Origin of the sequence: Cohnella cholangitidis, from assembly GCF_014107495.1 — a bacterium.
GTDB classification, from domain to species: Bacteria; Bacillota; Bacilli; order Paenibacillales; family Paenibacillaceae; genus Cohnella; species Cohnella cholangitidis.
The window spans coordinates 4,547,601-4,568,922 of the sequence record NZ_CP041969.1 but is presented as its reverse complement, the minus strand read 5'-3'; the positions used below and the strand labels follow the sequence as shown (position 1 = coordinate 4,568,922).

Annotated in this window: 14 protein-coding genes and 3 rRNA genes; 2 read left to right on the top strand and 15 right to left on the bottom strand. The window is 50.6% G+C overall.

Annotated features, from left to right (window positions below; genetic code table 11):
• Position 1 precedes the first annotated feature (1 nt).
• From FPL14_RS21030 to FPL14_RS21015, 4 genes are read right to left on the bottom strand one after another with little or no spacing between them, the layout of a single operon-like run.
• Positions 2-844 (bottom strand): type II secretion system F family protein, encoded by an 843-nt coding sequence (locus FPL14_RS21030; RefSeq protein ID WP_182299593.1) that lies wholly within the window; start codon positions 842-844, stop codon positions 2-4.
• On the bottom strand, positions 841-1,581 hold the full coding sequence (locus FPL14_RS21025) for a type II secretion system F family protein (RefSeq protein ID WP_182299592.1): 741 nt from the start codon (positions 1,579-1,581) through the stop codon (positions 841-843). Before FPL14_RS21025 ends, FPL14_RS21030 begins: the two co-directional genes overlap by 4 nt.
• Positions 1,578-2,819, bottom strand: coding sequence for a TadA family conjugal transfer-associated ATPase (locus FPL14_RS21020; protein ID WP_182299591.1), 1,242 nt, complete (start codon positions 2,817-2,819; stop codon positions 1,578-1,580). The genes FPL14_RS21025 and FPL14_RS21020 overlap by 4 nt, the downstream gene beginning before the upstream one ends.
• The gene (locus FPL14_RS21015; protein ID WP_182299590.1) at positions 2,782-3,921 is read right to left on the bottom strand and encodes a nucleotide-binding protein; all 1,140 of its coding nucleotides are present in this window, start codon (positions 3,919-3,921) and stop codon (positions 2,782-2,784) included. The genes FPL14_RS21020 and FPL14_RS21015 overlap by 38 nt, the downstream gene beginning before the upstream one ends.
• 288 nt (positions 3,922-4,209) lie before the next feature.
• Here FPL14_RS21015 and FPL14_RS21010 point away from each other — a divergent pair, with 288 nt between their 5' ends.
• The gene (locus tag FPL14_RS21010) at positions 4,210-4,470 is read left to right on the top strand and encodes a hypothetical protein (protein WP_182299589.1); all 261 of its coding nucleotides are present in this window, start codon (positions 4,210-4,212) and stop codon (positions 4,468-4,470) included.
• A 38-nt stretch (positions 4,471-4,508) separates the two neighbouring features.
• Here FPL14_RS21010 and FPL14_RS21005 read toward each other — a convergent pair whose 3' ends face one another.
• The gene (locus FPL14_RS21005; RefSeq protein ID WP_182299588.1) at positions 4,509-7,055 is read right to left on the bottom strand and encodes a beta-mannosidase; all 2,547 of its coding nucleotides are present in this window, start codon (positions 7,053-7,055) and stop codon (positions 4,509-4,511) included.
• Positions 7,056-7,195: 140 nt separating this feature from the next.
• Complete coding sequence (locus FPL14_RS21000; RefSeq protein ID WP_182299587.1) at positions 7,196-7,783, bottom strand: guanylate kinase; 588 nt, start codon at positions 7,781-7,783, stop codon at positions 7,196-7,198.
• Between the two features lie 276 nt (positions 7,784-8,059).
• Between FPL14_RS21000 and FPL14_RS20995 the strand changes: the two genes are divergently transcribed.
• Entirely contained in the window at positions 8,060-8,584 is a 525-nt protein-coding gene (locus tag FPL14_RS20995; RefSeq protein WP_182299586.1) for a C40 family peptidase, read from the top strand.
• Positions 8,585-8,631: 47 nt separating this feature from the next.
• Here FPL14_RS20995 and FPL14_RS20990 read toward each other — a convergent pair whose 3' ends face one another.
• From FPL14_RS20990 to FPL14_RS20950, 9 genes are all read right to left on the bottom strand, one after another.
• Entirely contained in the window at positions 8,632-9,561 is a 930-nt protein-coding gene (locus FPL14_RS20990; RefSeq protein ID WP_182299585.1) for an SPFH domain-containing protein, read from the bottom strand.
• Complete coding sequence (locus FPL14_RS20985) at positions 9,558-9,995, bottom strand: NfeD family protein (protein ID WP_182299584.1); 438 nt, start codon at positions 9,993-9,995, stop codon at positions 9,558-9,560. Before FPL14_RS20985 ends, FPL14_RS20990 begins: the two co-directional genes overlap by 4 nt.
• Positions 9,996-10,179: 184 nt before the next feature.
• A complete protein-coding gene (locus FPL14_RS20980; protein WP_182299583.1) occupies positions 10,180-11,643 on the bottom strand; it encodes an ABC transporter substrate-binding protein in 1,464 nt (487 codons plus the stop codon).
• A gap of 176 nt (positions 11,644-11,819) precedes the next feature.
• Positions 11,820-12,692, bottom strand: coding sequence for a YitT family protein (locus FPL14_RS20975; RefSeq protein WP_182299582.1), 873 nt, complete (start codon positions 12,690-12,692; stop codon positions 11,820-11,822).
• Positions 12,693-12,838: 146 nt separating this feature from the next.
• A 5S ribosomal RNA gene (rrf, locus tag FPL14_RS20970) occupies positions 12,839-12,955 on the bottom strand.
• Between the two features lie 174 nt (positions 12,956-13,129).
• Positions 13,130-16,056, bottom strand: a 23S ribosomal RNA gene (locus tag FPL14_RS20965).
• Positions 16,057-16,386: 330 nt separating this feature from the next.
• A 16S ribosomal RNA gene (locus tag FPL14_RS20960) occupies positions 16,387-17,940 on the bottom strand.
• The 16S, 23S and 5S rRNA genes sit together here, the layout of an rRNA operon.
• Before the next feature lie 355 nt (positions 17,941-18,295).
• Positions 18,296-20,104 carry a PAS domain-containing sensor histidine kinase gene (locus FPL14_RS20955; protein WP_182299581.1) on the bottom strand — a complete coding sequence of 603 codons (1,809 nt, stop codon included), beginning with the start codon at positions 20,102-20,104 and terminating at the stop codon, positions 18,296-18,298.
• 50 nt (positions 20,105-20,154) lie between these two features.
• A complete protein-coding gene (locus tag FPL14_RS20950; protein WP_182299580.1) occupies positions 20,155-21,288 on the bottom strand; it encodes a phosphodiester glycosidase family protein in 1,134 nt (377 codons plus the stop codon).
• Between the last annotated feature and the right edge of the window lie 34 nt (positions 21,289-21,322).

Genomic DNA, 21,322 nt, shown 5'->3' with positions numbered 1-21,322 from the left:
TTTACATCATGAAGATCGTTGGTGCGCCCACCAGTACCATGATTAACAAAAATACGATCGTAAGCGGAAATGCCAATCGAGACGATGCTTGTTCTCCCAACGTTCGAGCGATTGCTTTTCTCTTGTCCCACATCTGCCTAGTCAACTCTCGCAAAGCGGGCACGAAAGCATCCCCTCCTCTTCTGGCATTAATCAGCAACGTGGTGGCGAACAGCTTCACCTCGGGCACGGCGCATCTTCGTCCCAACTCTTCCAAAGCGGTAGACAGGCTTTCCCCACGCTTCATTCCTTCGATAGCCGCGTTCATCTCGGCATACAAAGGATTATGCGAATCCCGCTTTTGTTCCACGGTTCTTGCCAATGCTTTCATGACGTTCTCTCCCGCATTGACCATAAGCAACAGCTTGCTGAGCAGCTCGGGCAATTCCATAACAATCGCTTGTTGCCGCTTCTTCACTTTGCCTGATAGTTCCTTCGCTCGCAGCATCGGAATACAACCGGCAACGATGCCCCCCATAAAGAGCAACGCGAGGTTCCCCGAACCTGCTGCAAGCAATCCCGTTCCCAACAGGACGAGATAGCTTAAACCGATGGCTTCGGCTACCCAGCTTACCAACTTCTCTTGCGAACATGTGCCGCCGTTCAATATGGACAGCGATATTCTCTGTTTATGGAGCAAGGGCTGAACCCTCGGCCATACGGCCCGGCATGTCAGGAGAACAATAAACGGATCGTCTCGCAGACTGAACCGACGTAGTCCTCGCGTCCTTAAAGCTTGCACGAGCAGCCAAGCGTATAGAGCGACAAGTCCAACCATCCAACACGTCATGAGCAAACCGTTCATAGCTTAATGTCCATAATCCGAAGCATCCACCAACTGCACGCGCCCAATAAGAGCAAACAGACCGTTAGCAGAAGAATCCCCATTCCTTGATGCAGCGGCCGCATGTAATCCGCTGCCATGAACCCTAGAATTCCTACGAAAGCAAACGGCATTCCCATCATGATTTTGGCTTCGAATTTCTTCTGGGAGATAAGCACGGAAACCTCGAGTTCGACTTCAAGCTTCTCTCCGATCAGTTGCGAAGTTCTTCGGACTACCTCTACCAGATCGCCGCCTGCTCTCTTGCATATCGTGATCACGTCCGCGAAATTCCTCACCTCCTCCAAATCCGAACGTCTAGCAAAATCCTGCAAGCCGATTTCGAGCTGCTCACCGTTGCGTAAACGATTCTTAATGACTCTTAGTTCTTTCATGAGATCCGATTGAACATCTCCAATCAGAAGAATAAGATCGTCTTCCAAGGACATAAACGCGTTCTCGACCGATCTCCCCGCGGATAACAAGGAGGACAGAGCCTGCAGTGCATCTTTGAATTGCTGCCGCAGCTTATCTCTCCGTTTCCTGCATAACGATCTTGAGTAGAAGCGAGGATACAATAAACCTAAAGGAGCTGCCGCAGCGGCAATGTAAAAATTCCGGTACATTACCCATAAAGCGATAAAACTGAACGAACAGCCTAATCCGATTGCCCATAACCGTTCAAGCAAACTTAATGGATACGCTCGGTATTCGGTCATCCCCCCTCCTCCTTAACGAGCCCCGCATCGCGCAGTTTTCGCCTATTCTTCAACGGTTCGACGGATTGCAATCGTCCTTGGAGCCTTCCGTTCCGTTCACCCGCTTCCTCGAAACGGTATAAGGTGTTTAACTCGATATCTCCGTCCCTCAACCCCGTAACCTCGCATATTTCCGTGACCCGCCGCGAGGAATCGCGATATCGCCCTAAATGAATAATGATGTCCAAGGCCGATGCGATCTGCTGGCGAACGACGGAAACGGGCAAATCCGCTCCGCTAAGCACCATCGTCTCGAGTCGGGAGAGCATGTCTTTCGCGCCATTGGAGTGTCCGGTTGATAAGCTGCCTTCGTGCCCGGTGTTCATCGCCTGAAGCATATCGAGCGCTTCCGCCCCTCTCACCTCGCCAACGATGATCCGGTTTGGACGCATGCGCAAGGAAGCGCGGATCAATTCGCGGATGCCGATTTGCCCTTTGCCTTCGCTGTTGGCGTTCCGCGTCTCCAACGAGACTAAATTGGATATTCCGCGAATCTGCAGCTCCGCCGCATCCTCGATCGTAATGACCCGCTCATCCGATGGTATCCATTGGGATAACGCGTTCAGGAACGTCGTCTTGCCCGATCCGGTACCGCCGCTGATGAACAAGTTGTATTTGGCCGCGACCATCAGCCGAAGCAACTCCGCGGCTTCAGCCGACAGTGCCTCTCTCGCAATCAGATCCTGCATGCTGAGCGGATTGCGGGGAAACCTTCTAATCGTAACGGTTTGCCCCTTCAAGGCAATCGGCGGCAACACGACATGTACCCTAGAGCCGTCCGGCAAACGGGCATCGACTATCGGAGAAGCTTCGTTCACGATCCGATTCACGCGTCCAACCATGCTTTGGATCAGATCTTCCAACCGCTCGGAGCTCTCGAAGCCCAATTGGACCGCGCTTAATTCTCCTCTTCGCTCGATATAAATCTCGTCGTGGGAATTAATCATGATTTCCGTTATTTCTTGATCCTCCAACAAGGGCTGCAGCGCATCCAATCCACGAAAGGAATGAAATAATCTCATGACTGCCGATTTGCGTTCCGCCGCGGTCATTTGCTTCGTCCGTTCCCTGCGAAAAAGCTCGCTTTCGATTAACTGCCGTAATTCATCGTCCGATACCGAGCTATCCCATGACAGTCGAGAACGTACGGCATCCCTTAACTCAGACAGCTCCTCTTGCGCCAGTCCGGTGAATGCCATGGCTTCCCTCCCTTCTCCTCTTTTCGTTCGGAGTGCTGCCTCCCATATCCAGAGCGTTAAGCAATTGATCGATCGCTCCGGCGTAAGAAGGCGATGCCAGCAATCTTCCCGGCTGGTCTATCGTTTTCCATTGGGGAATGTACGGAAGCGACAATGCCGGAGCCGCGTCTGGCAAATTCCATTGGTTAAGCAGCCCTCCCGGATTTGCTTTGTTCAGCACGAATAAGATCTTGTGCATGATCTTTGTAAAATGCATTTGCCAATATCGCAGCAATTTCTCGCTCTTCAGAAGCATCTGCGCATCGTCGAGCACAAGCCAAATAATCTTATCGCTTATCTGAAGCAAATCGCGGTGCCATTCTCCCGCCCCCGAGTCGGGATCGATGACGATCAGATCGTAACGCCCGGTCTCGCGAATTTTATCCAATAGCAACTTCACCAGTTCGGATGTAAGGGCAAGCCGTTCCCCGGGATGATCGGGAGCATCCAGATAGTCCGTTCGCAGCTGAGGCTGATGGCGGCAAAGCTGCTTTAGCAAGGAACTCCAGTCCTCGGGATGAGTCTGCAAAGCATATAACAGCCTAGACAGGCTATCCGGTTCGCCTTTGCCGAACAACAATGAAGTCGCGTTCAAAGCTTCCAAATTCAAGTAGAATGTTCTTAATCCCCGCTCCCCGGCTTGTCGAATTAAGTTAAGTACCGCGGTTGTTTTTCCCGTTCCGCCCGTTGGGGAGAATACCGTTAGAACCTGACAGTCGGGAACGGAGGCTGACATAGTCAATCCAAGGCCATTCCGAATGCTGGATAATATCGCGGGCAGCGGTTGGTATTGGATAGCTTCCGGCCATAATCCTCCACCGTTCCCCTTCTCCTCTACAAGCGCCAAGAATGTCGTAACCTTGCCGTTCTCGCTGCTCGCCATGCGCAAAAATTCCGGTTGCCCGATCAGTAGATCGACTGTACGATTTTCTTGGAATTCTCTCCGCAATGCGCTATCGTGCGTGTATGCTGCGATGTTCCAGCCAGGTTCCTCCTCGCGCAGGTATTCCGCAAGCTTGGCGGCGTATTCGCGCTGAGATACGGCTACTACAACTCTCTTCATCGTCCCTTGACCTCCTGTCCGGATAAAACAAAAAACCGCAAACCCCGACGAGAAATCGTCGGAATTTGCGGTGCTTCCGCTAAACTTTTTTTGATGTATCGATAATTTACCACGAGTTACCACTTTCGTCAACAACCGATTATTCGGTATTTTTTATTCCATTCTATCGAGTAGTCGAACATAATAAATATAAATATCAAGTGGAATCAAGTAAAATAGATCGTATCAAGTTGAAGCTAATGGAGGGTAATAGCGTGACCTTTGTGATTGTTATTGGCGTCGTTATTCTTGTTGCAATCTTTATCCGCAATGATCTACGCAAAAGCAACCGTAAATACTCGAATACTAATTATGATAACAGCAGCAGCTACGATTCAAGCTCTAACCATCACCATCACCATCATCACCACAATCACCATTCGCATCACCATGGGCACGATTCAAATCACGGCGGGGACAGCAGCTCCGGCGGTTCGGACGGTGGCGGGGGCGGCGGCTCAGATGGAGGCGGAGATTAAACGAAGGTGCCCCAATGTCATTTTGAAATGACTTTTGGGACACCTTTATTATTTATTGCCGATCATTCTTTATCGGCTTACGTAATCCGCCATCGACGAAACTTCCAGCTTGCCGGGCGAAGCCGTGGCAAATGCCGTATCGCCGGAATTTCTCTTCAAGAAACGCACCGTTTTCGGGATTCCCGGTATAAGATCGAAGAAATTATCGGTAAATACGCCTTCTTCTTCGGATTTCAGCCATACCTGCTTAGCCAAGGAGCTCGAGGTTAACACGAATTCCGAACCGAAGCTGCCTTCGACTTCCGTTGCTTCGATCTCCGTTCCCGTTCCTAACTCTAAGTGCTTCATATAAGCGAAGTAATGCTCCTTGCTATCCAGTAATTTCCCGCCCTGAACAAGCCGCGCTTGCAATACCGTCCGAGCAGGGTCGAAATCTCCCAACAAATCGCTAATCGACAAGTCGAACAATTTAACGGCTTTATTGGCCGGGACGACTACAGGATGATTCGACTGCTTAAGCACGTTCCCTTGAAAGTCGTATAGGCTCCATTCCAACGCGCCGGATACCGGTGCAAGAATGTCCGATACGGCATGGAATTCAAGCCTATCCTCGTTCTGGTCGATCGATATCGAGACGTCGCGGAAGCTTCTTCGCGCGTAATACTGGACGGCTTTCCATCTACCGAGGTAATCCATGCTGGACCAAGATGCGACCGGCCAGCAGTCGTTCATCTGCCAATAAAGCGTACCCATGCAGTAGTCCTTTTGTCTCCGATGGGCTTCGATTGCCATCTTCATTCCTTCGGCTTGCAGCACTTGGCTCATATACAGGAACGAGACGAAATCCTTAGGCTCTTGGAGGTACTTGTCCGAATACTCCTTGATCAGGAAGTTGCCGCGGCCGTTCTTCTGATGATGCAGCATGACCTCGGAATCCAGTGCCATCTGATCCTCGCTAGCGTAAGTACGAACGGTATCGTACTCGGGGAACGACTGAAACCCGTACTCGCTCATGAATCGTCCCACGTTAAGCTTATAATTCTCGAACGGCTCGGAGGAATGCCAGACCGCCCAAAAATGGATATCGCCGCTGGAGGAATTATTCGTCGCATGCTGACCGCCGTCATTCGTAACGGCTTGCATCGGCGAGGACGGCCAATAGTCGGTTTGCGGAGCATGCTCTGCTACTACCTCGGGGAGCAACCGATGGAAAATCGCCTCGTAATCCGCCCAAATTTTCTCCCTAAGCTCTGCAGTATACTGTTGTTTCCAACCCCAACCGGCGTCTTCCTTGTAATGCGACCACGCCGTGTCGATTTCGTTATTGCCGCACCATAGAGCGATGCAAGGATGATTCCGCAATCTTCTGACATTATCTACGGCTTCCCCGCGAACGCTATCCAGGAAAGCTTCGTCTCCAGGGTACATGCTGCAAGCGAACATAAAGTCCTGCCATACGAGAATGCCGTACTCGTCGCACAAATCGTAGAATACGTCCTGCTCGTAAATCCCTCCGCCCCAAATCCGAAGCATATTGAAATTAGATTCGGCCGCGCTCGCGATCTCGTGCCGGTAACGTTCCGATGTTACCTCCGTAAAAAAGCTATCGTTAGGGATATGGTTAGCGCCTTTGGCAAATACGGGAATTCCGTTTAATTCGAAATAAAAAGACGTTCCGCGCTCATCCGGTTTACGAATTAGCTTCAAAGAACGCAGACCCGTACGAACCGATCGGCTGACTCCCTCGTCTTTGCCTAATCTTATCTTTGCCTCGAATGCGTAAAGCTTCGCCTCGCCTAATCCTCTGCTCCACCACAGCTTCGGACTTTCAATCTCGATGGACATCTCTACGGTCTGGATCCCCGCAACCAACCTCGCAGGTTGCACCCAACGATGCCCTTCATCCGTAGCAACCGATAGCTCTACCGTTCCTTCCAGCTCCGATTGGATCTCCACTAGGGCTTTCGCGCGAGCGGACCGGGCCGATACTTCCGTTTGTTGAATGAATACGTCTTTAATCCGGTATCCTGTCCAACCCACTAAGGAAATATCCTTGCTTATGCCGCTAGTGACGAACCTAGGTCCCCAATCCCAGCCGTAATGAAATGGCGCTTTCCGGGAGAATACGCTTACCTTCCGATCATCTAACCCGCCTGTGACCGAATCGTCGTTCGGAGCCGGATAACCGAAGCCGTTAGCTTCCAGTTTCGCCAAGCCTGCTTCAATCGGGGAGCGGAAAACGACCCGCAGCCGATTCCCCCGCTCGAGAAGCAACGATTTGATATCCACCGTCCAAGTACGAAACATATTATCAGCGGTAAGTACGTGTTTGTCGTTCAAATATATTTCCGCGTAAGTATCCAAGCATTCAAATACGAGTTCAGAATGGGAGTGGTCTAGAAGCTCCCTCGGCGCATCAAAATCCGTGACGTATTCCCAATCCTTGCGGTCTATCCACTGCAATTGTTTCTCGTTCGTGCCTTCGAAAGGATTCGTAATGATTCCGTTATTCAGCAGATCCAAATGCACGCAACCCGGAACGCAAGCCTGCAGCCACGCATGATCGTCCGTTGATTTGAATTTCCAATCCTTTAATTTCTGTTTATATTCAGACATGCCCATCCTCCGTTAGTGCAGTTAATAATTTTGTTATGCTAATAATATATCTGATTTAATAACAATACAATGAAAGAATGAAAAAACCGCAATTCCAACGTACATACGTTAGGAAGTGCGGTTTAGCTTTATGCGCTAAGTTAATCCTTATCCACCAAATCACGCTGTAAATAAGCTTCAAGCGTATTCGTGATTTCATACGTCGTCTGTCCTAAATCGTAATTCTCGAAAGCATGCTCGCAGGAACCGCGATACTCCATCTCTCCATCATAATGGCTCAGATGCTTGGCAATCACGTCTTCCGCCAATCCGAGCTTGCGCTCGCGCTCTTCAACCGTTCTCCGGTCCGCGTATAGGAAAAGGCGAATGACCTTATCCCCGTATATTTTCTTTAGAATACCGGCGCCCTCATGATTCAGTATGAGGTACAACGATTCATGGTCGCTAAGTTTGGTCTCGATGTCCAAACTTCGAATGCCATACAGATGACCGTCGATCTCCACGCTTTCGAGAAATTCCCCTTGCCTCTCCATTTCCCTATACGTTGCATGGGTGATGAAATGGTAATCCTGTCCGTTCACTTCGCCCGGCCTCGGTAAACGAGTAACGAAAGAGACGATTTTATCCATCCCGAAAGTTTGACCTACCGCTTCCGCGACCGACTTCCTTCCCGATCCGTCCGGACCGGTAAATACGATTATCTTATTGCGATCTTCCCGTCCAACCATCAGCACCATCTCCTCTACATGAAAAAGATGAATTATGCCCAAATGCAGAATTTTCCGATAATTATTAATTATAGCGGATATCCGGTCAAAACGTCAATTGAGAGCGCAAATCCGATCGATTATCGGTCATTCTCTCGCAAATTCTACGATTATCTCTTTCATAACTGCTCCTAGCCACTTATTCCCAACATTAAGATGCCCTCAATTTCCGAATTTGCGGACAAGCGTCGTGATATACTTCCACTTGTCGCCTAGAACACTTGGAGGAGGATTACAATGACTAACAAAAACCGATTCAAGAAATTAATTATCAGCGCAGCTTGTTTTATGGTTATGGCAACAGGCCTGGGAGCCGGTCATCATTCAACATATGCGGCAACGCAATCTTCAACTACAGCAGCGATCAGTTCGACTTCCGCGCAGAAGAAAAACGCGATTATAGCGTTCGCCAAGTCCTTGCAGGGCAAAGTACGATACAAGTATGGCACTAACAATGCAAGCAGACTGTGGTTCGATTGCTCTTCCTTTACGAAATACGTATTCGCTAAGCAAGGAATCAATCTGAAGTGGGGAACCAGCGCTCAGAGCAAACAAGGCGTATACGTATCCAAGAGTAATTTGAAAAAAGGAGATCTGATCTTCTTCAGCGTCGGAACGCCGGGCAAAATCAACCACGTCGGTATCTATATCGGCAACGGGCAATTTATTCACAATACGATCGGAAGCTCCGTCAACGGAGTTATTATTAGCAAGTTGAGTTCTTATTCCAAACGTTATATTACGGCCCGCAGAGTAAATTAGCTTAAGAGAATCCCCCGCCAGCATGCCTGTCGGGGGATTTATGCGATCTATTCCGTTTTTTTGGTCTTGAACACCTCTCCGATCGCCCCGATGCTGCCCAACGTATCTACTGCGCTTACGGGCAGGAATACTTTGTTGGATGCCCCCTTGGCGATCTCGTTCAAAGACTCGAACGAATAATAAGCAAGCACCTTCTCGTCCAGTCCGGCCGCGCGCAGCAGTTCGATGCGAATCTTCTCGGCCTCCGCGACCGCCTGAATCGCCTTGGCCTGACCGATTGCTTCAAGCTCCTGCGCTTGGCGCAAGCCCTCCGCTTGACGGATGCGCGCTTCTTTCTCCCCCTCCGCCTTCAGGATTTTACTTTGCTTGTCGCCCTCCGATCGAAGAATCAAATCTTGCTTAGCGGCTTCGGCCTCCAGTACGATAGCCCGCTTGCTTCTCTCCGCCTTCATTTGCTTATCCATAGCTTCTTGGATGTCGGTAGGCGGTTTAATATCCAGTACTTCGACGCGTTCGATTCGAACGCCCCATTTTTCCGTGGCTTCGTCCAACGCAAGCCGAATGTTGGAGGATATCCTTTCTCTGCCGGACAACGTCTCGTCGAGCTCCATGTTGCCGATAATTTGGCGCAACGTTGCCGTCGTAATGTTTCGCACGCCGTAGACGTAATCGGAAATGCCGTATGTAGCCTGCTCCGGCGCTACGATCTGATAGAAAATGATCGTATCGATCTGCACTTGTACGTTATCTTTCGTTATGACGGTCTGAGGGGGAACATTGGCTTGTTGAATCCTCAGATCATGATATACGCGCACGTTATCGATGAACGGAACGAGAATGTTCACCCCCGGCGTTAGCAGCCGATTGTATTTGCCGAGCCTCTCCACGACGCCTACTCTTTGCTGCGGAACAATTTTAACCGACAGAATCACGATAAATAAAATCACGATAAGAACTAACACGACCGCGTAAATCATTCCATTGTACCTCCCCATTTTTGAACTTCCAATACGGTTGTTCCCCGGCTGATTACTCTTACCTGGTCATCCTTGCGCAGAAAATCCAATGAGGTCGCGCTCCATGATTCGTTCCCTACCTTCACGATCCCCGGACTGCCCGGCGATATCGGTTCCACGACGATGCCTTGTTTGCCCACTAACTCTTGAATGGCGTCGCGATAACCGCGGGATTCCCGGAATCGGCGGGTCAAACGTTTCGTGAATACGGTCAACAATAACGCGGCGGTAGCCCCGGACAACGCTTGTATGACAATCCCTTCCGGAACGATCAACGCTACCGCGGCCGCAACGACGGCCCCCATGCCGATCCAGAGCAAATAAAACGTCAGCGTCAGCATTTCCGCTATGAGCAATACGCCCGCAACAATGATCCAAATCGCCCACCATTCCATTTCTTCGCCCCCCGCCTGCCCCTTCTTACATATTTACGATCCCATCTCTTCGATAATGACAACAAGTACGCGAAGGGAAGCTACTGAAACAAATCAATCATTACTATCAAACCACACGACAAAAAAGCTCTCCGCCGATGTACGAGACATCGTTGGAGAGCTTTTTGACGCTTATGTTCCGGTATTACGGATTGGCGGCCGATTCGGATGGAGAAGCGGAAGCCGAAGCCGCCGGCGATGGACTCTCCTTCTTGGCGGCCTCTTTCTTGGCAGCTTCTCTTGCATTAACCAACTCTTGTTGGCCTTTTTCCTGGATCGTCTTTATCGCCTCTTCCACCGACTTCTTGTCCGCCATTACGGCGTCGACTTCCGTCTTGACAAGGGTGGAGAACGCTCCGAAGAAGCTTGTAGGAGCTTTCGTATACTCGCTGTTCAAATTCGCTTTCGGTTCGAGTTTATAGAACGGCTCCATGCTCCGTCCGTCCTTGTCCGCGTTGTGCGCCGTCCGGCTCAATAGGTTGCCGTAGCTGGATTTGGACTTCAGCTTGGCGAATGCGTCGCTGTTGACGTACTTCACGAATTCCCATGCCGCGCGCGGGCTGCCCGAGCTTGCGCTGACGGCAAAAGTATTGCCTAGGCTGAAATAGCTGCTCTGGTTCCGATTATTCGGATCGACGGGGGCCGTAACGATTCCCCAGTTAACCGGAGTTACGTTTTTCAATTGCTCTTTGGCTTGAGTAATTTGTTGAACTTCATAACTATACTTGAATGACATCGCGGATCTGCCCATGATGAACAGATTTTGCTTGTACATATCTTCCATCGTCGTGAAATTGAAGTTGCGGTCCGCATCCGTCGGTACGTATAGTGCCCCCGACTTCGCAGCGTCAACCGTCGACTGGAATACTTTCTTCCAAGAATCCGTGTTGATGTTAAGATCGGTCGCGTCCCCGTTCAGAATTCTAAGATCCTGTGCCGAGCCGATCGTCTGGATCAAATTATCGAGCGTCATGTAGGTATCCGCCGACAAGCCATAAATTCTCTTGTCCTTGTCGCCATCCGTCGGGAACCGTTTGGCAAGCTCGAATATTTCTTCCCAGCTCATCGAATCGCGCGGCAGATCTACGCCATGCTTTTTGAACAAATCGATATTATAGAAGATAGCCGCGCTCGAGAATTCCGGAGCTAGGCCGTACAGCTTGCCTCCCCCTTGTTCTCTCAGCATCTTGAGAATCGCCGGGTGGATTCCTTCCGTATCGAATTCGTCTTGTTCGATTACCGAGTCCAGCGCGAACAGCTTGCCGTTCTGGGCATACTTTTCATACTGGTCTCCTTGAAGCAACAATACGTCCGGTTTGTTCGCTTCAATGAACTTATCGAATCTTTCTTCCATCGTTTCCGTCGAATCTTCGCTATATATCGATTGCATGTTTACGACTTCAATCTCGACATTCGGGAACTGGGTAGCGAACATATTGCCGTATTCTTGGAAGAAATAATTGCTATCCCAGAACATGACTTTGATTTTGACTTGTTCGTCTTTGCCTAACGGCTCCAATTCGCCTTCGTTTTTGCTGCCTCCGCCGCAAGCGCTCAGAAGCGAAATGACCATAGCGAAGACCACTAACATTGAAAATAGTTTCTTCAAACCAAATTTCCCCCCTCTATTTAGTGCAACTCTCTCCCAATATATACTATATCAGAGCCCCATTCCTTAAAATTTTCATAAATTTTCTAAAAGTAATCGCAAACTGTAAAATATAATTCGTAAATATAAAAAAAGCCCATCCCTAAGGATAAGCTTCTCTTTGTCTTCGCTTATAATCAATGAATGCTTTTCTTTTCGATATTGCCTCCAAGCACATCCGCAACGTTCTGAATGGAGATAAACGCTTTGGAATCAATCTCATGGACGACGGCCTTCAGCTTGGCAACTTCGAGCCTCGTAACCACGCAATAGATCATCAAAGTATCTTCTTTGGTATAACCGCCTTTCGCATAGATCAAGGTCGTATTCCTTCCCAATCTATCCATGATCGCTTCGGAAATTTCCTCGTGCTCGCTGGAGATGATCGTTACCGATTTCGATTCGTCGAGACCTTCCACTACGATATCCATGACTTTGGCGGCTAGATAAAAAGCAAATATCGAATACATCGCGGAGTCTGCGCCGAACACGAAACCGGCAACGATGAAAATAAACACGTTAATGAACATAATGATCTGACCGACCGGGAAACGAAGCTTTTTTGACAGAAGAATCGCTACGATTTCCGATCCGTCGAGCGCGCCGCCAAACCGAATGACGAGCCCCACGCCTAGACCAAGAATCAGTCCGCCGTACAGTACCGCCAATATTTTCTCGTTCGTAAAAGGCTCGACATGGTGCAGGAACGCCGTCGTCATCGACATGACGGCTACCCCGTATAAGGTCGATACTGCGAACGTTTTGCCGATTTGCTTATAACCGATAAATAAGAAGGGCAAGTTGATGAGGAAAATAAAGACTCCGAGAGGAACGGTAGTTACTTCCGACAGTACGATGGAAATACCCGTAATTCCTCCGTCGATGATTTCATTGGGAACCAGGAAAACTTCCAGGGCCACCGCCATCAAAATGGCGCCGACCGTAATGAAGATGAACTTTCTAAGATAGTCTGTAAAGGTCATTTTCTTATGCGCTTTGTTTTTGGGCATGCTTGAACTCCTTTTTCCTCTTGGTCATGGCAAATTTTCGAATCGAAATAGGTTGTGCGAACTCGCGGGGCATTAAACATGATGTCAAAGATAGATGCCCGCGAAAATAAAAAAAACACCCCGCAGGGTGCTTTCCTCATTCTCCGGCCTGGCAACGTCCTACTCTCCCAGGACCCTGCGGTCCAAGTACCATTGGCGCTGGAGGGCTTAACGGTCGTGTTCGGGATGGGTACGCGTGGAACCCCTCCGCCATTATTACCAGACCGGATCTTAAACTCAAGGCTTACACCTTGAAAACTGGATGCGAACCCGTGCGACGAAGTCGTCACGGCCCCGTATACTTGCAGGCAGCAATGCTGTGCATTGCGGTGCAGGTATACGAAACAAAGCATGTAGGAAGAAGGTGAATGTATCATTGCCTTACCGTGCAATTCGTTTAGGATAAGCCCTCGACCGATTAGTACTCGTCAGCTCCACACGTTGCCGCGCTTCCACCCCGAGCCTATCAACCTGGTGTTCTTCCAGGGGTCTTACGAATTGGGAAATCTCATCTTGAGGCAGGCTTCGCGCTTAGATGCTTTCAGCGCTTATCCCTTCCGCACTTGGCTACCCAGCGGTGCTCCTGGCGGAACAACTGGTACACCAGCGGTGCGTCCATCCCGGTCCTCTCGTACTAAGGACAGCCCCTCTCAAATTTCCTACGCCCGCGACAGATAGGGACCGAACTGTCTCACGACGTTCTGAACCCAGCTCGCGTACCGCTTTAATGGGCGAACAGCCCAACCCTTGGGACCTACTTCAGCCCCAGGATGCGATGAGCCGACATCGAGGTGCCAAACCTCCCCGTCGATGTGGACTCTTGGGGGAGATAAGCCTGTTATCCCCAGGGTAGCTTTTATCCGTTGAGCGATGGCCCTTCCATTCGGTACCACCGGATCACTAAGTCCGACTTTCGTCCCTGTCGACTTGTAGGTCTCGCAGTCAAGCTCCCTTATGCCTTTGCACTCTGCGCGCGATTTCCAACCGCGCTGAGGGAACCTTAGAGCGCCTCCGTTACTTTTTAGGAGGCGACCGCCCCAGTCAAACTGTCCGCCTGACACGGTCCTCCTACCCGGTAAGGGTAGTGAGTTAGAACTCCGATACGATCAGGGTGGTATCCCAACGGCGCCTCCACAGAAGCTTGCGCTCCTGCTTCATAGGCTCCCACCTATCCTGTACAGACCGTACCAAAGTTCAATATCAAGCTACAGTAAAGCTCCATGGGGTCTTTCCGTCACGTCGCGGGTAACCTGCATCTTCACAGGTACTAAAATTTCACCGGATCTCTCGTTGAGACAGCGCCCAAGTCGTTACGCCATTCGTGCGGGTCAGAATTTACCTGACAAGGAATTTCGCTACCTTAGGACCGTTATAGTTACGGCCGCCGTTTACTGGGGCTTCAATTCATAGCTTCGGGTTGCCCCTAACCACTCCTCTTAACCTTCCAGCACCGGGCAGGCGTCAGCCCGTATACTTCGCCTTGCGGCTTCGCACAGACCTGTGTTTTTGCTAAACAGTCGCTTGGGCCTCTTCACTGCGGCCCCCTCGTGCTATTCACACTACCGGGGCACCCCTTCTCCCGAAGTTACGGGGTCATTTTGCCGAGTTCCTTAACGAGAGTTCTTCCGCGCGCCTTAGAATTCTCATCTCGCCCACCTGTGTCGGTTTACGGTACGGGCACCTTCTCCTGGCTAGAGGCTTTTCTTGGCAGCGTGGGTACATGACCTTCGGTACTATGATTTTCCCTCCCCATCACAGCTTGAGGTTACAGTGTGCGGATTTGCCTACACACACCTCTCACTGCTTGGACGAGCATATCCATCAGCTCGCGTCGTTCCCCTCCTGCGTCCCCCCATCGCTCATAACGGATTACGGTGGTACAGGAATTTCAACCTGTTGTCCATCGACTACGCCTTTCGGCCTCGCCTTAGGTCCCGACTTACCCTGGGCGGACGAACCTACCCCAGGAACCCTTAGGCTTTCGGCGGACAGGATTCTCACCTGTCTTTTCGTTACTCATACCGGCATTCTCACTTGAATGCAGTCCACCAGTCCTTCCGGTCTGACTTCAACCCGCATTCAACGCTCCCCTACCCAAGTACCCTAAGGTACATGCCATAGCTTCGGTGGTGTGTTTAGCCCCGTTACATTTTCGGCGCAGAGTCACTCGACCAGTGAGCTATTACGCACTCTTTAAATGGTGGCTGCTTCTAAGCCAACATCCTGGTTGTCTTCGCAACTCCACATCCTTTCCCACTTAACACACACTTGGGGACCTTAGCTGATGATCTGGGCTCTTTCCCTCTTGACGACGGATCTTAGCACTCGCCGTCTGACTCCCGAGTATACATGCATGGCATTCGGAGTTTGACTGGACTTGGTAACCCTTGGCGGGCCCCGCACCCAATCAGTGCTCTACCTCCATGATGCTTCACCTCGAGGCTAGCCCTAAAGCTATTTCGGGGAGAACCAGCTATCTCCGAGTTCGATTGGAATTTCTCCCCTACCCCCACGTCATCCCAGAGCTTTTCAACGCTCACGAGTTCGGGCCTCCAGTGAGTGTTACCTCACCTTCACCCTGCACAGGGGTAGATCACACGGTTTCGGGTCTACGACCACGTACTTATTCGCCCTATTCAGACTCGGTTTCCCTTCGGCTCCGCCTCATCAGCTTAACCTTGCACGTGAACGTAACTCGCCGGTTCATTCTACAAAAGGCACGCCATCACCCCTAGATCGGGCTCTGACTTCTTGTAAGCGCACGGTTTCAGGTTCTTTTTCACTCCGCTCCCGCGGTGCTTTTCACCTTTCCCTCACGGTACTGCTTCACTATCGGTCGCCAGGTAGTATTTAGCCTTGGCAGATGGTCCTGCCGGATTCCCACGGGGTTTCTCGTGTCCCGCGGTACTCGGGATCCGTCTCGGAGAGAGAAGACTTTCGGCTACAGGGTTGTTACCTTCTGTGACGGGCCTTTCCAGACCTCTTCGCCTAACCTTCTCTTTTTTTACTCCATGTGAGACGTCCCACAACCCCAAGGAGCAAGCTCCTTGGTTTGGGCTTCTCCGCTTTCGCTCGCCGCTACTGACGGAATCACTATTGTTTTCTGTTCCTCAGGGTACTTAGATGTTTCAGTTCCCCTGGTGTGCCTCCAACGAGCTATGTATTCACTCGAGGGTAACTATCCATTACGATAGCTGGGTTTCCCCATTCGGAAATCTCCGGATCAAAGCTCACTTACAGCTCCCCGAAGCATATCGCTGTTCGTCGCGTCCTTCATCGGCTCCTGGCGCCTAGGCATCCTCCGTGCGCACTTATTAGCTTAACCAATGCTACGATGTGTTACTTCTGATTCTCCGATGCGCGTTCGTTACCAGGCTCCCATCAGAGATGGGCGACAGCAACGCTCGTGCATGAGTCGAACATAAGCAACACATCTCCGCAGCATACAATTGATGACACTAGTAAGGCAGAGATGATACTCTTCTTCTTTCGCGCTTTGTTTCGCTATCCAGTTTTCAAGGTACAAGATATTACATATGAAAGGCTTAACCGCAAAGCGGTAATTGCTCTTTCAAAACTGAACCCGAGCGTAAGAAACGGTTTGCCACTTCGCTTGCGCGACCGTGGTCTTTTATAGCTCCGAAGAGCTCCTTAGAAAGGAGGTGATCCAGCCGCACCTTCCGATACGGCTACCTTGTTACGACTTCACCCCAATCATCTACCCCACCTTCGGCGGCTGGCTCCCTTGCGGGTTACCCCACCGACTTCGGGTGTTGTAAACTCTCGTGGTGTGACGGGCGGTGTGTACAAGACCCGGGAACGTATTCACCGCGGCATGCTGATCCGCGATTACTAGCAATTCCGACTTCATGCAGGCGAGTTGCAGCCTGCAATCCGAACTGAGACCGGCTTTGTTGGGATTGGCTCCACCTCGCGGTTTCGCAGCCCGTTGTACCGGCCATTGTAGTACGTGTGTAGCCCAGGTCATAAGGGGCATGATGATTTGACGTCATCCCCGCCTTCCTCCGGTTTGTCACCGGCAGTCAACCTAGAGTGCCCACCTTGACGTGCTGGCAACTAAGTTTAGGGGTTGCGCTCGTTGCGGGACTTAACCCAACATCTCACGACACGAGCTGACGACAACCATGCACCACCTGTCTCCTCTGTCCCGAAGGCCGCCTCTATCTCTAGAGGATTCAGAGGGATGTCAAGACCTGGTAAGGTTCTTCGCGTTGCTTCGAATTAAACCACATACTCCACTGCTTGTGCGGGTCCCCGTCAATTCCTTTGAGTTTCAGTCTTGCGACCGTACTCCCCAGGCGGAGTGCTTAATGTGTTAACTTCGGCACCGAGGGCATGATACCCCCAACACCTAGCACTCATCGTTTACAGCGTGGACTACCAGGGTATCTAATCCTGTTTGCTCCCCACGCTTTCGCGCCTCAGCGTCAGTTACAGTCCAGAGAGCCGCCTTCGCCACTGGTGTTCCTCCACATCTCTACGCATTTCACCGCTACACGTGGAATTCCGCTCTCCTCTTCTGCACTCAAGTTCCCCAGTTTCCAGTGCATCACGGGGTTGAGCCCCGCACTTAGACACCAGACTTAAAGAACCGCCTGCGCGCGCTTTACGCCCAATAATTCCGGACAACGCTTGCCCCCTACGTATTACCGCGGCTGCTGGCACGTAGTTAGCCGGGGCTTTCTTCTCAGGTACCGTCATCGGGCTAGCAGTTAACTAGCCCTTATTCTTCCCTGGCAACAGAGCTTTACGACCCGAAAGCCTTCCTCACTCACGCGGCGTTGCTCCATCAGGCTTTCGCCCATTGTGGAAGATTCCCTACTGCTGCCTCCCGTAGGAGTCTGGGCCGTGTCTCAGTCCCAGTGTGGCCGTTCACCCTCTCAGGTCGGCTACGCATCGTCGCCTTGGTGAGCCGTTACCCCACCAACTAGCTAATGCGCCGCAGGCCCATCCGCAAGCCACAGATTGCTCCGTGTTTCCCAAGCTCGCCATGCGGCTAGCTTGCGTATCCGGTCTTAGCATCCGTTTCCGAATGTTATCCCGATCTTGTGGGCAGGTTGCCTACGTGTTACTCACCCGTCCGCCACTAACCTCTTCGGGAGCAAGCTCCCTCAGAGATTCGTTCGACTTGCATGTATTAGGCACGCCGCCAGCGTTCGTCCTGAGCCAGGATCAAACTCTCCATAAAAGGATCCACCGAAGGCGGTATCCAAGAGAGCCAAAAGGCTCAATCTGTATTGCTGGTTTGCCTTCCGACGACCGAAGCCGTCTTCCGACGTTTGTTTGTTCTTACGCTCGATGTTCAGTTTTCAAAGAACAATTGATGTTTCGTTGTTATTGCTTGTCCGCCTCGTTTTCCGAAGCAAGAACCTTATCTTACCGCATCTCTCTCAATGCTGCAACCCTCAATTTTTACCAGTTCGTTTTGGAAGCTAGTTTTTTCATTCTCTTGAGTATTGCTAGCCGGCGAGTAAAAGCGGCGGAAATACAATTTATCATGAATTCCGACACTTAGCAATCCCACAATATATTCCAGCCCGCTTCTAATTCATTATCGAGGGAAGTTCGATCTCTAACGTCGTCCCTTCGTTCACGACGCTGCGAATCGTGATTTTCCCCTTGTGCGCCTCTATGATTCGGTTACAAACCATCAAGCCGAGTCCCGTTCCGCTTTCCTTCAAAGAAAAGAACGGCTCTCCGATCTTCTCCAGCCGGTCTTCGGGTATTCCTACCCCTTGATCCACGATTCTGGTCATGATCGTACCGTTATCCTTCATATATAACGCGATTTCGATTTGCCCTCCTTGAGGCATCGACTCGATGGCATTTTTGAGCACGTTCATGAACACTTGCTTGATCTGGTTCGGTTCGCAATCGATTGGGGAGATAGGAAAGTGAATGCTCAGATTCATTTGGACGTTAAACAAAATCGCTTGAGGTTGCATGAACACGAGGACTTGTTCAATGAGCTCGCGTAGATCGCAAGCTATGAAATTCAACGCTTGTGGCTTAGCCATACCGATAAACTCGTTCACTATGTAACTGATCCGATCGATCTCTACGAGCATAATATCTACGTAATCCGTATTTTTGTCCCGCAGCAGCTGCATGAATCCCCTAAGTGCAGTAAGCGGGTTACGAATCTCGTGCGCGACGCCCGCCGCAAGCTCGCCGGCTATCGACAGCTTGTCCGATCTGCGAATCATTTCTTCCGTTTTCTTGCGCTCCGTCAAATCTCTTATGACGATCTGTACGATGGGGCGTCTCGAATCCCGATGCATGCATACGGACGATACTTCAACGTCGACAAGCTCGCCGTCCGCGCATTTCAGCTTCATCTCGGCGAAATCCATATAATCGTCGATCTGAACGACTTGTGCCATGCGTTCCAAAATAAGCGGATAATCGTTCGGACTAAAATAATTCAGGATCGGTTCGCCGACGAAGTCCTCCATAGTCGTTCCCCTAAGCAGTTTGATTCCCATGTCGTTCACGAAAATGATAATTCCGTCTTGATGCAGCATGATCGGTTCCGGAGATAACATCAATACCCGGCTGAATTCTCTCTCCCTGTCCGCCAACTCCGACTCCGCTTTTTTGCTGTCCGTCATATCCCTGCACAATAATTGCACCGAACGCACGCCTTGGAAATCGATAGGAACGGCGATGCTTTCCACGTAAATGATTTCGCCGTCCAATCGAATCAACCGTTCCTCCGCCCGCTCGGGTAACGCACCTTCCTTCAATTGGCCATAGATGTCTTCGGGCAGCTTGCCCAAGTCGTCAGGATGCAAAAAGCGCGATATATTTTGGCCGATCAATTGCTCCGGGCGCTCAGCCCCGATTAGCCTAACCGCGGCCGGATTGGCGAAGACGATCACGCAATCCTGATAAACGACGATCGGCTCGGGCGAACACTCCACGAGAACCCGGTATCGCTCCTCGCTCTCTCTGAGCTTCTCCTCCGCCATTTTCTTATCCGAAATATCCCTTTCGATGACGACGACCGCAATCAGTTGTCCGTCCCCGTCATGAACGGGAGACAGCGAGACGTCGGAGATGAAATAACTACCGTCCTTTTTGCGTTTCTTCGCTTCCATGACCGTAACTTCTTCGCCGCCGACGATCCGTTCGAATACTTTGGTTGCCTCTATTAGTTCTTCCGGCGTTAGCGGCATCCGATTGCCTATAATTTCATCCCTCGTCCAGCCGTGCAGTTCTTCGAACTTCTTGTTTATCTCCATTATGATCCCATTCGTATCGATAACATATACCGCATCCGAGGTGAGGTTGAGAAAGGAGTTAAGGATAAGCAGCTTATTGTGTACTTCCGACATTAGATTCGAACTCACGGTCATCACCCACGGCTTAGAGTAAGTTATTAGTATAAAAATACCATTTATTACTCGTATTTCACAATAATAGCATTGCTGATCTGCCGTCCGGGAACCGTTAAATATTTGCCTTCAACATATAATCCGCTAGATGCGCCCCCGTCCAGGTTCATTGCCTGATATGCGCCCGCTTGTTTCATGATTTCCGCCAACTGGGGAATCGTCGCGCCTCCTAACGTGATAAGAATGAGTTTATGATCCCGGGTAATCCCGACCGCGCTGCGAGCTCCTCCGCCCGTCAGTATTTTCGGATCCTTGAACCCTTCCTCGACGACGTTAAGACTGACTTTCCCGTCCTTCACCAATCTCGGTCCGGCCTGCACTGCTCCTTCCAAGACGAACTCTTTATAACGCTCCCTGTAATCCGTGCCTGCGACGAGTTTCACGAGGTTGTTCTTGTCGAACGTAAAAATCGTACGACGGTCGCTTAAGTCCTTGAGCTTCTGCTCGCCCCCGCTGATGACGTTTCCGTAGGGGTTTTTGATATCCGATTCGGTATAGGCGTTGAAGAAGCTTCCATTAATGGCGACTGCCGCGCCGTTCTTCTTAGCCATTTGGTTCAAATCATCGACTTTGCCTATTTCATTATGGGCAAGGGCTACGCCTAGTCTGATTTTCGGATGCAGAAGCGAAATCGTCACCATGTTGGCGCTAAAGGACTGGCGACCGACTTTGAAGGTCCTCTTCTCGCTTAGAATAGGTTTGCCTTTGCTTGGATCGACTGTCTGTTTAATAACGGGCAACTCCGCGATTTGTTCGCCTGCGATTACGCTTACCGATGCCGTATCGCCGTTCCACTCGCGTTTCAAATTCAGCTTCTCCGTCACGAAACGAAGCGGCACGTATTTGACGCCTCGAATCGAGTAAGGAAGTTCCGTCAGTTCGACAAGTTCGCCATTAACGTAGGCTTCTTTTTTCCCGATGGTTAAGATTAGCTTGGTTTGTCCGAGCTCCAAATCTATTCGTTGTTCCGAAGGGTTCCACTTCACATTGACTCCGATATCGTTTAACGCGGAGGTCGGTACGAAGAGCGATCCCGTCTTCGGAACCTGATAACCGAACAGCTTAGGTACGGAAGAAGCCGCGCTCGTCGAGACAAAGCATAAGCAGGAGACAAGTATGAGGGAGAAGATTTTTTTCATAAACGCAAAACTCCTTGTTATCTAGTTGTAAACG

Bases quoted from the DNA above. Each gene is read 5' to 3' on its own strand.
- FPL14_RS21025 (WP_182299592.1), bottom strand. From the start codon at position 1,581: ATGACCGAATACCGAGCGTATCCATTAAGTTTGCTTGAACGGTTATGG.
- FPL14_RS21005 (WP_182299588.1), bottom strand. From the start codon at position 7,055: ATGTCTGAATATAAACAGAAATTAAAGGATTGGAAATTCAAATCAACG.
- FPL14_RS21030 (WP_182299593.1), bottom strand. From the start codon at position 844: ATGAACGGTTTGCTCATGACGTGTTGGATGGTTGGACTTGTCGCTCTA.
- FPL14_RS20950 (WP_182299580.1), bottom strand. From the start codon at position 21,288: ATGAAAAAAATCTTCTCCCTCATACTTGTCTCCTGCTTATGCTTTGTC.
- FPL14_RS20995 (WP_182299586.1), top strand. From the start codon at position 8,060: ATGACTAACAAAAACCGATTCAAGAAATTAATTATCAGCGCAGCTTGT.
- FPL14_RS21020 (WP_182299591.1), bottom strand. From the start codon at position 2,819: ATGGCATTCACCGGACTGGCGCAAGAGGAGCTGTCTGAGTTAAGGGAT.
- FPL14_RS20975 (WP_182299582.1), bottom strand. From the start codon at position 12,692: ATGCCCAAAAACAAAGCGCATAAGAAAATGACCTTTACAGACTATCTT.
- FPL14_RS20990 (WP_182299585.1), bottom strand. From the start codon at position 9,561: ATGATTTACGCGGTCGTGTTAGTTCTTATCGTGATTTTATTTATCGTG.
- FPL14_RS21000 (WP_182299587.1), bottom strand. From the start codon at position 7,783: ATGGTTGGACGGGAAGATCGCAATAAGATAATCGTATTTACCGGTCCG.
- FPL14_RS21015 (WP_182299590.1), bottom strand. From the start codon at position 3,921: ATGAAGAGAGTTGTAGTAGCCGTATCTCAGCGCGAATACGCCGCCAAG.
- FPL14_RS20985 (WP_182299584.1), bottom strand. From the start codon at position 9,995: ATGGAATGGTGGGCGATTTGGATCATTGTTGCGGGCGTATTGCTCATA.